Source organism: Nocardia sp. NPDC050435 (genome assembly GCF_040655395.1).
Taxonomy (GTDB): Bacteria; Actinomycetota; Actinomycetes; order Mycobacteriales; family Mycobacteriaceae; genus Nocardia.
Window position 1 is genome coordinate 413,741 of the sequence record NZ_JBFAJW010000009.1, and the last position, 13,533, is coordinate 427,273.

The window sequence follows — 13,533 nt, forward strand, 5'->3', positions numbered from 1 at the left end:
TCATGGACGCCACGAAAATTCGCGGCAAGGTCGTCGTCATCACCGGCGGCGCGCGCGGCATCGGCCTGGCGACGGCCACCGCGCTGCAGGCGCTGGGCGCGAAGATCGCGATCGGCGATATCGATGAGACCACGGTGAAGGAGTCGGGCGCGGCCCGCGATTTCGACCTGTACGCCAAGCTCGACGTCACCGACGCCGCGTCGTTCGAGGCGTTCCTGGACGAGGTGGAGCGCACCGTCGGCCCGATCGACGTATTGATCAACAACGCGGGCATCATGCCGACGGGCAAGCTGGCCGACGAGCCGGATCAGGTCACCCGCCGGATTCTCGACATCAATGTCTACGGCGTGATCCTGGGGTCGAAGCTGGCGCTGGGCCGGATGCTGCCGCGCCGGTCGGGGCACGTCATCAATATCGCCTCCCTCGCCGGGGAGACCCACATCCCGGGTCTGGCTACATACAACGCGAGTAAGCACGCGGTGCTCGGTTTCACCGACACGCTGCGCGAGGAGTACCGGGAATCCGGCGTGCGCTTCTCCTCGGTGCTGCCGACGCTGACCAAGACCGAGCTCGGCGCCGGTGTGACCGCGCCGAAGCTGTTGCGGCCGGCCGAGCCGGAGGAAATCGCCGACGCCATCGCCGAATTGATCGCCGCCCCGAAGTCGAAGGTGCGGGTGACGGCGGTGGCCGGGATCATCTCGCAGGTGGTCGGCCTGCTGCCGGAGGCCGTCGGCGACGGCATCGCGCGGGCGCTCGGGGCGAGCCACGCGTTCCTCGACGATGTCGACGCCGAGCAGCGCAAGGCCTACGAGGACCGGGCGCGCAACGTCTGAGCTGTCCATTTTCGGATCGGGCGGTGGCTCAACTGAGCCACCGCCCAAACCATTTGTGACCAATCTCACAATGTACCAAGCATCATGATCACCGAGCGGTCAGCGCGGGTTTTCCGGGCGGTCACTGCCGGTTCGCGGACGATCACGGCCGGTCAGCCCGCTAGGCTATTGTCGCTGGTCAAACGTCCAGCAGGCGATTCACCCACCTCCGCGTTTCCGAATGCCAGGCATTCGCGGAGGCGAGGGTGCATGCGCTCAGGTAAGCGAATATGCTGTCCCTAACAAACCTGTCGTTTGTTTCGGTACCCGTATCCGAACTTTCTGGCCTGATAAGGCTGGAAATTCAGGACTGATTCTGATAGCAAGGGGCTATGGACCCGCATTTGCGCGACCTGCGGTATTTCGTCGCCGTCGCTGAGGAACTGCATTTCACCAACGCGGCACAACGCCTGCACATCGCACAGCCCACCCTTTCGCGTCAGATCCGTCAGCTGGAACGCCAGCTCGACGTGGTCCTGTTCGATCGCAACCAGCGCAGCGTCGCGCTGACCGTCGCGGGTAAGGAACTGCTCGAAGGCGCCCGCAAGATCCTCGAGCTCTGGGAAGTCACCAACGTCTCCCTGCAGGAAGCGGGTGAGGTGCTGCGCGTCGGCATCCAGTCCGCGCTCGGCCGCGGACTCCTCAACGACCTGGAAAGCGCCAGCGGCCACCGCCTGGCCCTGCACGCGGCGTCCTGGACCGACCCCTCCAGCGGACTGTCCGGCCGGCAAGCCGACCTCGCGCTGGTGTGGCTGCCGCTCCCCGACCCGAACCGCTACCGCTGGCAGGTGCTGCGCACCGAGCAGCGCTGGGTGCTGCTGCCGGAGAACCACGCGCTCGCCGAGCAGGAGAGCATCGCCTTCGCCGACCTGCTGGACGAGCCGTTCGTCGCGCTGCCGTCGGAAGCCGGTGCGGTGCGCGACTTCTGGCTCGGCAACGACGCCCGCAACGGCCGCCAGGCCAAGATCGGCGCCGAAGCCGCCACCACCGAGGACAAGCTGGAGGCGGTCGGCCTCGGACTCGGCGTCTGCCTGCTCGCCGAGAACAACGTGCCGATGTACCGCTGGCCCGGCCTGACGGCCCGGCCGGTCAGCGGCCTCGCGCCGTGCGAGCTCGCGGTCGCCTGGCGCGCCGACGACGCCCGCCCGACCATTCTGGAATTCGCCGGACGGGCTGTCGCGGGCGGGTTTTCCGCGCAGGCCGGCGAGTAATCCGGCCTGTCGCTCAGTGGATGGTCCTGGCCCAGGGGCGTAGTTCCTCCAGCTGGGCCGACAAGCGCAGCAGCGTGGCCTCGCTTCCGGGCGGGCCCGCCAGCTGCGCGGCCACCGGGGTGTTCGAGCGCGGGTGCGTGCCCATCGGAAGCGTGGCGGCCGGCCAGCCGACCAGATTCCAGATCGGCACGAAGGCCGCCGAGAAGTACATCCCGGTGAGCACATTGGTGAGCCAGCCGCGTGCGCTCCAGGCCCTGGCCTTCGGGGGCGCCGCGGTCAGCGTCGGCGTGATCACGACGTCGTAGCGCTCGAAGAATTCCAGCAGCCGCGCCTCGATTCGATCGATCTGCGCGGGCCGCACCAACCGCAGCCGCGCCACCAGCCCGCCCAGCGCCAGGTGCCGGCGCGTCCGCGCCTGCAGCCGTTCGGGATAGGTGAGCCGCGCGGCCGCGGGCAACGCCGCGATCAGCCAGCGCAGCAGCACCGCCGGCAGCGCGTTGCCGTAGGGCAGGGTGGTGAGCTCGACGCGGTGCCCCGCCGCGGCGGCCACCGCGGCGGCCGTGCGGGCCGCGGTGTCCCAGCGCCGATCCACCCGCAGCAGACTCCACGGCGGCGTCACGACCAGCGCGATGCGTAGTCGCTGCGGCGGCTCCACCTCGGCCAGGTTCGGACGGGCCGCCAGCGCAGCGAGCATGAGCGCCGCGTCCCCGACAGTCGTTGCCAGGACGCCGTTCTCGGCCATTCCGCACCAGTCGTCGGAAGTCGGGACGATGTGGCGGCCGGGCTTGAAACCGTAGACGCCGCAGCAGGCGGCGGCGACCCGCACCGAACCCAGCCCGTCGGCGCCGAGGGCCACCGGCACCAGCCCGGCGGCCACCGCGGCCGCCGCGCCACCGGAGGCGCCGCCCGCGGTGCGCTTGGCATTCCAGGGATTACGGGTGATGTGGCCGGCACCATCGGTGGTGGCCCACAACCCCAGTTCCGAGACGGAGGTGAGACCGACAACGACCGCGCCGGCCGCGCGTAGTCGTCGCACCACCTCGTCGTCGGCGCGCGCCGAACACGGCTCCACGGCGGCCGAACCCGCCAGCGTCGTCTCGCCCGCCACCGTGATCACGTGATCCACCGCGACCGGCACGCCCGCCATCGGCAATTCCTCCAGATCCGAACGCTGCTCCAGATCCGCGGCCTCGCTCTTGGCCTGCTCCGTGCGGATGACGCTGAAGGCGTTGGTCTTCCGGTTCTGCTCGCTGATCCGCCACAGTGCGGTGTCGACCACCTCGGTCGGGGCCACCCTGGCCTCGTGCACACCCGCGGCGATGGCCCCGGCGGGACCGCGGTTTTCGGCGATTACCTCTTCGGAACCGACGTTGTCGTCGACCGTGTCGTCCACAATCGTCGTACGCTCGTTGTACATGTGTTGAATCGCCCCCATCGCTCGTAGTCGAAATCGGGTGATTGCTATAGAGCCGCAAGTTATCATTCCGAATACTGCTCGGGGGATGATGGCGTCGGGTGTGGCGGAGATTTTTCTCCACCACACCCCTCCGACCGACAGAGCGGACACTGTCAGCATCCGCCGAGCCACTAGGTCATGGGAATGAGTGCCGAGTCCGACAGAAATTCCAGTCCCGACACCGGTTCCGAACAGTTCGGCGCCGCGGTCACCGCGCACAACGGCTCCGGCCGGAGCCCGGGCGGGCCGGACTTCGGTGCGGTGGAAGCGTTCTCCGCGGCGTGGGAAGCGACCGCCCGGGCCGTCGCGGCCGGCCAATCCAGCCCCGAATTGCCGCAGATCGCGGCCTTCCTGCCCGACGCGCGAACACTGCGCCGGGAAGCCTTGATCGAACTCATTCGCGTTGATCTCCGGCATCGCTGGCTGCGCCGCGCGGGTGTCACCGATCCCGCGCGCCGGCCTAAACGACTCACCGAATACTGCGGTGAATTCCCGGAACTCGAGCCGCGCGAGCTGCCCGCCGGTTTGGTGTACGAAGAATTCGTGGTGCGCCGCCACAGCGGCGAGCGGGTGGACCCGCGCGATTGTCTGCGCGAATATCCCGACCAGGCCGTGGAGTTGCGCGAACTGCTCAATTCCGATGACGTGGACCAGAGCACCCGGCGCTCTGCTCCGGAAGACGAGCCGAGTCAGGCGACCCGCGCCGCGCCGCTCGAGGAGACCGGCGCCTACGACGCCACCGCCACCGCGGCCGTGGACGGCACCGCCGCCGCGGCACCGGATTTCAGCGCCACCGCGTTCGACACCTCGACCGGGGTGCTGCGCTCGGAGATCGAACCCCTCGAACGCATCGAAATCGGCCAGCAGATCGACGATTTCGACCTGCTCACCGGACTCGGCAGCGGTGCCTTCGCCCGCGTGTTCCTGGCCCGGCAGCGTTCCATGCAGCGCCTGGTGGCGGTGAAGATCTCCGCCGACCACGGCACCGAACCGCAGACGCTGGCCCAGCTCGACCATGACTACATCGTGCGCGTCTTCGACCAGCGATTGCTGGATTCCGGAAGCGACGGCGCGGCGCGGCGACTGCGGTTGCTGTACATGCAATTCCTGCCGGGCGGCACCCTGCTGGGCGTGCTGCGCTGGGTGCGTGCCACCCCGCCCGCCGAGCGCAGCGGCCGGCTGCTGCTGGACGCGGTGGACGCCGCCATGGAGGAGAAAGGCGAGATCCGCCCGACGGATTCGAGCGTGCGCGCCGAGATCGCCGCGCTCACCTGGCCGGAAACCGTCGCCTGGCTCGGCCGCCGGCTGGCCGAGGCGCTGCACTACGCCTCCGAGCACGGCGTGCTGCACCGCGACGTGAAACCGGCCAACGTGCTGCTCACCGCCGAGGCGGTGCCGAAACTGGCCGACTTCAACATCAGTTTCAGCCGGAACGTGGAGGGCACCAGCCCCGTCGCGTATTTCGGCGGCTCGCTGGCGTACATGTCGCCCGAGCAACTCGAGGCCTGTCACCCCGGTAAGGGCCGCTCCGCCGCCGACCTGGACACCCGCGCCGACATCTACTCCCTGGGCGTCGTGCTGTGGGAACTGCTCACCGGCGCCAAACCGTTCGACGACATCACCGCCGGCGCCGACGCCCACGGTGACGACACCACCCTGGACGCCATGCTGGAGCGCCGCGGCGCGGGCGTGGAAGCCGCCGCCCTGCAACGCATCCCACCCGACAGCCCCGCCGCCCTCTGCCGCGTCCTGCTGACCTGCCTGGAGCCGGAACGGGACAAGCGGTGGTCCAGCGGAGAGGTGCTGGCCAAGCAGTTCGACCTGTGCCTGGATCCGCGGGCCCGGGAGTTGGTCGATCCGAAGCCGGGGAGTTGGAGGTTGCGATTACGGCCGTGGATCATGCCGGTGATGCTCATCTCCCTGGGGCTCCCCAATGTGCTCGCGTCGCTGTACAACATCCAGCACAACCAGACCTTGATCGTGGCGCGGATGACCGAGGAGGCCCAGCGCACGTTCCTGATCGTCACCGGCGCTGTGAATTCGATCTTCTTTCCGCTGGGTTTCCTGTTCGTGGTGTACCTGTCGCGGTTGCTCCTCACCGTGCCGCGCGGACTACGACACGGCAAGCAATACGACGCGAAAACCTTGCAGCAGGCACGAGCCGACGCCCTGCTACTCGGGGAACGGGCGGTGGCCATTCCCTTCTCGCTCTGGGTGATCTCCGGCATCACCTTCCCGGTCGCACTGCAACTGGCGACCGGCGAGATCACCGCGAAATCCGTGGTGCACTTCCTCGCATCGATCCTGGTCTGCGGCGCCATCGCCGCGTCGTATCCGTTCTTCCTGGCGACGTTCTACATCGTCCGCTGCGTGTACCCGGTGTTCCTGCGGCACGGGGAGATCAGCGCCGAAGACGCCGTCCGGCTGCGCGGGCTGGACCGGCGCTGCAGCCGCTACCTGGCGATCGCGGCCTCGGTGCCGCTGCTCGCGGTCGCCGGGGTGACTTTCCTGCCGCCGGCCGACATCCCGCTGGTGATCGTGGCGGTCCGGGTGCTGTGCGCGGGCGCCATCGTCGCGTTTGTCGGCTCCTACTTGCTTTTCCGGGCCTTGGAAGCGGATCTGCAGGCGCTGGAACGGGTGGTGGCGCCGAGTCTCGTCGAGGATGCCGCGCCGGTGAGAATCGTGGGCCCGGAACCGCTGCGGCCGCTGCCCGTCGAGCCGGCGGAAGCGGCGACCACGGTGGCGGAGCCGCCCCGGTGACCGTGCGTCTGGGCGAAAGCGTCGCACGGTTCACCACCGACTGGCGGCGCACGCTGTCCGAGGACCGGATCGACCCGCCACGGCTGGCCGCCTACGTGCCCGACGAATCGGCGGCACGCCTGGGTGTGCTCGCGGCGCTCGTGCGTATCGATCTCCGTCACCGCTGGGAGCGGCCCGGGCTCGGCAAGCGCATCGCCGAGTACAGCCGGGAGTTCCCCGAGGTCGGGCAGAGTCCCGAGGTCGTGGATCTGCTGCGCGAGGAGTTCGTGGCCCGGCGCCGCGTCGGGCCGCTGCTACTGGAGGACTTTCTCGCCGAATACCCGGACATGGCGGATCCGATTCGCGCGCATCTGGCCGCCACCGGAGCCGAGGGGCTCGAAGCGAATGCGCTCCGGACCGACCGGGCGCTGGCGCAGGTGTCGCCCGGCGAGCGGATCGATGACTTCGATCTGTTGACCGAACTCGGCTCCGGCGACCACGATCCCGCGGCGAACCGGGTCTTCCTGGCGCGCCAGCGCTCCATGCAACGCCAGGTCGCGGTGCGGCTGTCGCTGGGCGGGGTCGATGAGCCGCACGCGATGGCGCGCCTCGATCATCCCCACATCGTGCGCGTTTTCGATCAGCGGATGGTGCTGTTCGCGGACGGCGCCGAGTTCGGCCGCCTGGTGTACATGCAGTACCTTCCGGGCGGCAACGGCGCGGAACTACTGCGGCAACGCCGGGCGGCCGGCGCGTCCGCCGACGGCCGGACGCTCCTGCGGGCGGTGGACGCCGCGATGGACGCCAAAGGTGATATCCCGCCGACGGATTCGCGGGTGCGCGCCGAGATCGCGGGGATGACCTGGCCGGAAGCGGTGACGTGGATAGGGCGGGGCCTTGCCGACGCCCTCGATTACGCCGAACGCCGCGACGTGCGGCACCACGCACTCGAGCCTCGCAACGTCCTCTTCACAGCCGAGGGCATACCGAAACTGGCGGACTTCGCTCCGGCGAGCGCTGCAGCCGGCGAGCCGTATGCGACCGGCGCCGCGTACCTTTCGCCCGAGAGTCTCGCGTCGGCGCTCGATCCCGAGGCGCCCGCGCCGGATCGGCGCAGTGAGGTCTACTCCCTGGGCATTCTGCTGTGGGAAATGCTGACCGGGACAACGCCTTTCGAAGACTCCGACGAGGGTGATCGCCCCGGCGCCGCGCCGGCGAGCCGCAGGGCGGGCGTACCGCGTGTGGCGCTGGAGCGCCTGCCGCCGGAATGCCCCGGTGCGCTCCGGCGGGTACTGCTGACCTGTCTGGAACCGGACCCCGAACGGCGCTGGAGCAGTGCGGCGGTACTGGCCCAGCAACTGGAACTGTGTTTGGACCGGCACGCTCGCGAACTGGTCGACCCGCCGCCGCACAGCTGGCGGCGACGGCTGCGGCGCTGGCGCATTCTGGTGATCGCCCTGGCCATCGCGGTGCCGAACGCGCTCGCCTCGGTCTACAACATCGAGCACAATCGCAAGCTGATCACCGACCGGATGACCCAGGAAGCCCGTGATCACATCGATCTCGTGACCGCGGTCGCCAACATCGCCGACTTCACCCTCGGCACCCTGCTGCTGTTCTATTTCGGACGCTATCTGGTCCTGGTGCCGCACGGACTGCGCCGCGGGGTGCGTTACTCACCGGAGCGATTGCACCGTACGCGCGTCGATTCGATCCGGCTCGGTGATCGTGCGGTCGTGATCATCTTTTCGATGTGGCTGTTCTCCGGTCTCACCTTCCCGGTGGGAATGGCCGGGATCGACGTCGACATCTCCGGATACGACTACGTGCACTATTTCGTGTCGCACGCGATCTGCGGCGCGATCGCCCTGGTGTATCCGTTCCTGCTGATGAACTTCTACCTGATCCGGTGTATCTATCCGATCTTCCTGAGTCACGGGGAGACCAGCGCGCGGGACGCGGTGCTGCTGCGCCGGCTGCGGCGTCGATGCGGCGCCTGGCTGATCGGCGCCGCGGCCATCCCGTTGCTCTCGGTCGCCACGGCGACCCTGCTGGTCCCCGCAGATCTCGCCGAAATCATTGTGGTGCTGAGGTTCCTGGCGATTGGCAGCGTCGTCGCCTTCCTCGGCGTCTATGTTCTGTTCATGGCACTGGAGAAGGACCTGCGGGCACTGGAGCGGGTGCTGGCGCCGGAGGCTGTCGCGTGAACCCGCCGTTCGGGCGGCCGGTGAGTCTGTCGCATGTGCACGATCCGGCGACCACGCCGCTGTTTCCCGGCGATCCGGAATTCCGGATCGATATCGCGGCCACGATCGCGAACGACGGTTACTACCTGCGGCAGGTGCATCAGGGGGAACATACGGGGACGCACTGGGGTGCGCCGATTCATTTCCGGGCGGACGGGCTGGCGGCCGATCAGCTCGACCTGGCCGATCTGATGTTGCCCGCGGTCAAGATCGATGTGCGCGAGCGGTGCCGGGGGAATCGCGATTACGCGATCGGGGTGGACGATGTGAAGCAGTGGGAGTCGCGGCACGGCCGGATTCCGGGTGGCTCGGCGATCATCGCCTGGACCGGCTGGGACGCGCTGTGGGGCACGCCGGAGTTCATCGGCGAGGGCGAATCCGCTTATCATCAGCCGGGTTTCGCGGTGCAGACGGCGGAGTGGCTGTTGCGGACCGGGCGGTTGGGGCGGCGCGGCGCGCTCGGGATCGATACGTTCGGGCCGGATCTGGGCACCGACGACACCTACGCGGTGTCGAAACTGCTGTATCAGGACCATCGCATCAGCCTGGAATGCCTGGCCAACCTGGCCGAGCTGCCCGCCACCGGGGCTTGGGTCCTGGTGGGCGGCCCGCTCTATCGGGGTGGATCGGGCTCGCCCGCAACCATTTTCGCTTTTCTGCCCTGAGCTAGAGCGGCGCGGGCGGTTCCGGCGCGGGGCGCCGCGCCGGCGCGGCGTTGATCAGCAGCGCCACCATGACCAGCAGGATTCCGGCGATCTCGGCCGTCTCCGGGCGCTGGGTGAGCAGCACGGCACCGACGATCGCCGCCGTCGCGGGCAGCAGTGCGAGCAGCAGGGCGAAGCGGGCCCGGCCCACCCGCGCGAGCACCACCTGATCGAGCGCGTACGGTACGGCGCTGGACAGCACGCCCACGCCGAGACCGAACAGCCAGGTGCGCGGATCGGCGAAAACCGTTGCGTCGATGGTCAGTTGCGGAATCAGCACGAACGGGGCCAGGACGACCGCGGCCGCGGCCATGCCGACGGCCAGCGAATCCAGCCCCTCCCCCGCGTCCGCGACCCGCTTGCCGAGCAGGATGTAGCCCGCCCACGCGGCCGCGGCGGCCAGCGCGAACCCGACCCCGACCGGCGCCACATCGATGCGCACCCCCGCCAGCAGGAACACCCCGGCGGCCACCAGCAGCACCGCGAGCACGTCCCGCGTGCGGCGCGAGCCGAGCGTCGCCACCGCCACGGGGCCGAGGAATTCGATCGCCACCGCCGTCCCCAGCGGAATCCGCGCGATGGCCTCGTAGAACACCACATTCATCAACACGGTGACCACACCGAAGCCCGCCGCGATCAGCAACGTTCGCCGCGTCCACCGATTGCGCCACGGCCGCCGCCAAGCCAGCAGCACCGCCGCGGCCGCGGTCGCGCGCAACCACGCCACCGTCGCGGGCTCGGTGGTGTCGAACAGGAAGACCCCGAGCGCGGCGCCCACGTACTGCGACACAGCGCCCACCACGAAGATCAGCGGCACCGTCCAGCCGGGAATCCGGAGCTGGTCGGAACGCCGGACAGACATCGTGGAGGACATCCGCCCACTATCCCGCCCGGCGCGCAGGCTCGCACATCCGGCGACGACGAATTCCGGCACGACACGGGCCGGAATGTCGGATCCGCGCAATGGTCCGGCGGGCACGGGCGGCGGCGGCGGAGCGGACCGACGCTGACGGAAGCGCGGCCGCACCTACGCGGCCGCCACGACACCGGAGGTTCAGCCATGAAGCTCGGACTCGTTTCGACGATCTCGGTCGCCCTCGCCGCCGTCGTCCTCGGTAGCGGCACCGTACACGCGCAAGCACCCACCCTGTCGGGCACGTTCGGCGCGATCTCCGCGGTGGCCGGGCCGACCCCGGACGCGACCGGGGTCGCCACGGACTTGAACGGCGGCACCTTCGCCGCTGATCCGCGGGGCGGCTGGATCGACGTGCTGGATCAGCAAGGGGCGGTGGTCGATTCGTTCCCGCTGCGGTACCAGGTCGACGGTCGGGTCTTCGACCTGACGCCGGCCATCGAGCAGGACGGCAGCCGGCTCACTCTGACGCCGGTCGGCCTGCCCATCGACGAGCAGAAGCGCGGCGAACTGCCGGTGCACTTCGTGGACTACGCCCAGGATCTGTCCCGGCATCAGTACAACGCCGCGGTCGGCGCGCTCATCGGCGCGGCGGTCGGCGGGTTGATCGGCTTCTTCATCCTGCCGCTGTTCGGGGAGATCCCGGGTGCGCTGCTGGGTGCGCTGATCGGCGCGGGCATCGGGTGGGTCTCGCCCTGAGCGACGACGGAATGGCCGGGCGGACGCTCTGCGTTCGCCCGGCTCCGTCTGGCAGTCTTCGGCGCGCCGGCTTCGTATACTGCCCAGCGATGCCTTCCGACCGCTACGACGAGGTGGATCGCCAGCTGGCGCACGCGCTCCAGATCGACGGGCGTGTGCCGTTCAGCTTGGTAGCGGACGTGCTCGGCGTCTCGGACAAGACCATCGCACGGCGCTATTCACGCTTGCGGACCCTGGGGGCGATCCGCGTCATCGCCGACTGCTCGATCTTCACCACCGGGCAATCAGCCTGGATGCTACGGATTCGCTGTAGCCCGGCGTCCGCCGAATCGGTGGCCACGGCGCTGGCTCGGCGCGCGGACAGCTCCTATATCGCCCTCACCTCGGGCGGCGCCGATCTGGTCGGCGTGGCACAAAATTTCGAGGACGCCGACACCGCGGATCTGCTCGGCCGGATCCGCGCCACCGCCGGCGTCGAAGCCGTGACCGCACAGCGGCTCCTGCACGGATTCGCCTCGGAGCCGATCACCTTCATGGCCAAGCACGGGCCGCTGACCGCCGCGCAGGTCGCGGCCCTGCGCGCCGAACCGGACACCACAGCCGACGGAACGACACTCGGTACCGAAGGCGTCGCGCCGGTCGTCCTGACCGCCGACGACCAGTGCCTACTCGATGCGCTGGCCGTCGACGCGCGACGCGACGCCGACTCGCTGGCCGCGGACACCGGCTGGTCGGCCAGCACGGTGCGCCGCCGTATCGCACGCTTGCGCGCCGACCGCGTGCTCCGGTTCGGGCTCGAACTGGATTGGCGCATGTTCGGCTTGAACACCCGTGCGGCCCTGTGGCTTTCGGTCTCACCGACGCGGCTCGAGGCGGCCGGCGCCGAGCTGGCCGCGCACCCCGAGATCACCGGGGCCTCCGCCACCACCGGGCCCACCAACCTCTACGCCTCGGCCCTGGTCGCCGATGAGCAGGCGCTCTATCGCTATCTGACCGGGGCGCTCGCGGCCGTCTCCGGCCTCACCCAGATCGAGAGCGCGCCGCTGCTCCGCGTCGTGAAGCTGAGCCGAGGCGCGCCGGGCTACTCGCCGCCGTAGACGCGCGGGTGCAGGGTGCCGATGTAGGGCAGGTCGCGGTAGCGCTCGGCGTAATCGAGGCCGTAGCCGACGACGAATTCGTTGGGGATGTCGAAACCGACGTTGGCGACCTCGACCGGGGTCTTGAGGGCGTCGGGCTTGCGCAGCAGGGTGACCACTTCGAGTGAGGCCGGGTTGCGGGTCTTCAGGTTGCGCATCAGCCAGGACAGGGTGAGGCCGGAATCGATGATGTCCTCGACGATCAGGACGTTGCGGCCGGCGATGTCCTTGTCCAGGTCTTTCATGATGCGGACCACGCCCGAGGAGGAGGTGGAGGAACCGTAGGAGGACACCGCCATGAATTCCAGCTGCGTCGGGATCGGTAGCGCCTTGGCCAGATCGGTCATGAAGAAGATCGCGCCCTTGAGCACGCCGACCAGCAGCAGATCGCCCTCGGCGGCATCCGGCGGATAGCGCTTGGCGATGATCTCCGCCAGCTCCTGGGTCTTCTCGGCGATTTGCTCCTCGGTGATCAGCACCGACGCGATGTCATCCCCGTACACGTAAGTGGTTCCCTTCCGTGAATGTTCGATACCCAGTCACTGCTCAGACATCGGTGATCGCCTGCGCATGGTCAGCCTGCCATGTTCCCGCCCGGCAACCAACCTCGTGTCCGGGCTACCGCCGCCCACGGCCACCCCGCCCTGCCCGCGCCAGTCCGTGACCAGCGCGTCCACCGCGCGTAAATGCTTGTCGGTCAGGGCTTTCGCACCGCCGTCCAGCAGCCACGCGCGGATCGCGCGGCGGCGCAGCGCGGCGGGCGCAGTGGCGAGGATCTCGGTGGCGAGGCTGTCCTCATCGGTCGAGGTCACAGGCTCGGAGCCGGGGCCGCGCGCGGCGCTCAGCAACTCCGCGGCTAGCGCGTCGAGCACGGCGCCGTCCTCGCGCAACTGCTCGGCCGTGCGGGCCAGCGCGGCCGCGACGCCGCCGCCGAGCACGTCCTCGAGCAAGGGCAGCGCCTCCGCGCGCAGCCGCACCCGGGTGAACTCGGGTGCGGCATTGTGCGGATCCTCGTGCGGGGTGAGATTGGCGTCGGCACAGCACTGCCGCGTCGTCGCGCGGCGCAGGCCGAGCAGCGGGCGGCCCCAGGGGTCGGCGAACGGCGCCATGCCCTGGATCGAGCGCCCACCCGAGCCGCGCGCCAGGCCGAGCAGCACCGTCTCGGCCTGATCGTCGAGGGTGTGGCCGAGCAGCACCGGCAGCCCGCCGCGAGCCGCGTCCAGCGCCGCGTAGCGCGCCTGCCGGGCGGCCGCCTCCAGCCCGCCCCGGGCGCCGACCTCGACCTCGAGCACGCGCGCCGAGCGGCAGCCCAGGCGCAGCGCGGTGGCCGCCGCGTCGGCGGCGACCCGCGCGGAACCCGCTTGCAGCCGGTGATCGACGACGAGCGCGTGCACCGCGTCCGCCTCGAGCACCGCGGCGGCGGTCAGCGCGAGCGAATCCGCGCCGCCGGACAGCGCCACCGCGACCGCCCGCCCCGGCGCGTAAGCCCGCAGCCAGGAGCGCACGGCCCGCCGGAGCTCCAGTACCGCGGCGGTTTCCGGCAATCGGCGGATAGCC

Annotated in this window: 11 protein-coding genes; 7 read left to right on the forward strand and 4 right to left on the reverse strand. The window is 69.7% G+C overall.

Annotated elements, in window-relative coordinates; genetic code table 11:
• Positions 1-2: 2 nt before the first annotated feature.
• Both AB0I43_RS27895 and AB0I43_RS27900 read left to right on the forward strand, forming a co-directional pair.
• Positions 3-833: an SDR family oxidoreductase gene (locus AB0I43_RS27895; RefSeq protein ID WP_356974680.1), complete on the forward strand. Its 831-nt coding sequence runs from the start codon at positions 3-5 to the stop codon at positions 831-833.
• 371 nt (positions 834-1,204) lie between these two features.
• Positions 1,205-2,083 carry a LysR substrate-binding domain-containing protein gene (locus tag AB0I43_RS27900; RefSeq protein ID WP_356974678.1) on the forward strand — a complete coding sequence of 293 codons (879 nt, stop codon included), beginning with the start codon at positions 1,205-1,207 and terminating at the stop codon, positions 2,081-2,083.
• A gap of 13 nt (positions 2,084-2,096) precedes the next feature.
• Here the strand turns inward: AB0I43_RS27900 and AB0I43_RS27905 are convergent, their stop codons facing one another.
• Positions 2,097-3,518, reverse strand: a complete 1,422-nt coding sequence (locus tag AB0I43_RS27905; protein WP_356974676.1) for an amidase family protein — start codon at positions 3,516-3,518, stop codon at positions 2,097-2,099.
• 165 nt (positions 3,519-3,683) lie between these two features.
• Between AB0I43_RS27905 and AB0I43_RS27910 the strand changes: the two genes are divergently transcribed.
• Genes AB0I43_RS27910 through AB0I43_RS27920 form a run of 3 tightly spaced genes read left to right on the forward strand, consistent with a single transcriptional unit; the run spans position 3,684 to position 9,189 of the window.
• Positions 3,684-6,299, forward strand: a complete 2,616-nt coding sequence (locus tag AB0I43_RS27910; protein ID WP_356974675.1) for a serine/threonine-protein kinase — start codon at positions 3,684-3,686, stop codon at positions 6,297-6,299.
• Positions 6,296-8,485, forward strand: coding sequence for a protein kinase (locus tag AB0I43_RS27915; protein WP_356974673.1), 2,190 nt, complete (start codon positions 6,296-6,298; stop codon positions 8,483-8,485). The genes AB0I43_RS27910 and AB0I43_RS27915 overlap by 4 nt, the downstream gene beginning before the upstream one ends.
• Positions 8,482-9,189, forward strand: coding sequence for a cyclase family protein (locus AB0I43_RS27920; RefSeq protein ID WP_356974672.1), 708 nt, complete (start codon positions 8,482-8,484; stop codon positions 9,187-9,189). The genes AB0I43_RS27915 and AB0I43_RS27920 overlap by 4 nt, the downstream gene beginning before the upstream one ends.
• A 1-nt stretch (position 9,190) precedes the next feature.
• On the opposite strand, the gene AB0I43_RS27925 is transcribed toward AB0I43_RS27920, so the two are convergent.
• A complete protein-coding gene (locus tag AB0I43_RS27925; RefSeq protein WP_356974671.1) occupies positions 9,191-10,102 on the reverse strand; it encodes an EamA family transporter in 912 nt (303 codons plus the stop codon).
• Between the two features lie 186 nt (positions 10,103-10,288).
• On the opposite strand from AB0I43_RS27925, the gene AB0I43_RS27930 reads away from it, so the two are divergent.
• The gene (locus AB0I43_RS27930; protein ID WP_356974670.1) at positions 10,289-10,840 is read left to right on the forward strand and encodes a DUF456 domain-containing protein; all 552 of its coding nucleotides are present in this window, start codon (positions 10,289-10,291) and stop codon (positions 10,838-10,840) included.
• A gap of 89 nt (positions 10,841-10,929) precedes the next feature.
• A complete protein-coding gene (locus AB0I43_RS27935) occupies positions 10,930-11,937 on the forward strand; it encodes an AsnC family transcriptional regulator (protein ID WP_356974668.1) in 1,008 nt (335 codons plus the stop codon).
• On the opposite strand, the gene hpt is transcribed toward AB0I43_RS27935, so the two are convergent.
• Both hpt and tilS read right to left on the reverse strand, forming a co-directional pair.
• Positions 11,922-12,479 (reverse strand): hypoxanthine phosphoribosyltransferase, encoded by a 558-nt coding sequence (gene hpt / locus AB0I43_RS27940; protein WP_356974667.1) that lies wholly within the window; start codon positions 12,477-12,479, stop codon positions 11,922-11,924. The genes AB0I43_RS27935 and hpt overlap by 16 nt on opposite strands.
• 36 nt (positions 12,480-12,515) lie before the next feature.
• Positions 12,516-13,529, reverse strand: a complete 1,014-nt coding sequence (gene tilS / locus AB0I43_RS27945; protein ID WP_356975254.1) for a tRNA lysidine(34) synthetase TilS — start codon at positions 13,527-13,529, stop codon at positions 12,516-12,518.
• Between the last annotated feature and the right edge of the window lie 4 nt (positions 13,530-13,533).

Bases quoted from the DNA above. Each gene is read 5' to 3' on its own strand.
- AB0I43_RS27900 (WP_356974678.1), top strand. From the start codon at position 1,205: ATGGACCCGCATTTGCGCGACCTGCGGTATTTCGTCGCCGTCGCTGAG.
- AB0I43_RS27925 (WP_356974671.1), bottom strand. From the start codon at position 10,102: ATGTCCTCCACGATGTCTGTCCGGCGTTCCGACCAGCTCCGGATTCCC.
- AB0I43_RS27895 (WP_356974680.1), top strand. From the start codon at position 3: ATGGACGCCACGAAAATTCGCGGCAAGGTCGTCGTCATCACCGGCGGC.
- AB0I43_RS27905 (WP_356974676.1), bottom strand. From the start codon at position 3,518: ATGGGGGCGATTCAACACATGTACAACGAGCGTACGACGATTGTGGAC.
- AB0I43_RS27935 (WP_356974668.1), top strand. From the start codon at position 10,930: ATGCCTTCCGACCGCTACGACGAGGTGGATCGCCAGCTGGCGCACGCG.
- AB0I43_RS27910 (WP_356974675.1), top strand. From the start codon at position 3,684: ATGAGTGCCGAGTCCGACAGAAATTCCAGTCCCGACACCGGTTCCGAA.
- AB0I43_RS27930 (WP_356974670.1), top strand. From the start codon at position 10,289: ATGAAGCTCGGACTCGTTTCGACGATCTCGGTCGCCCTCGCCGCCGTC.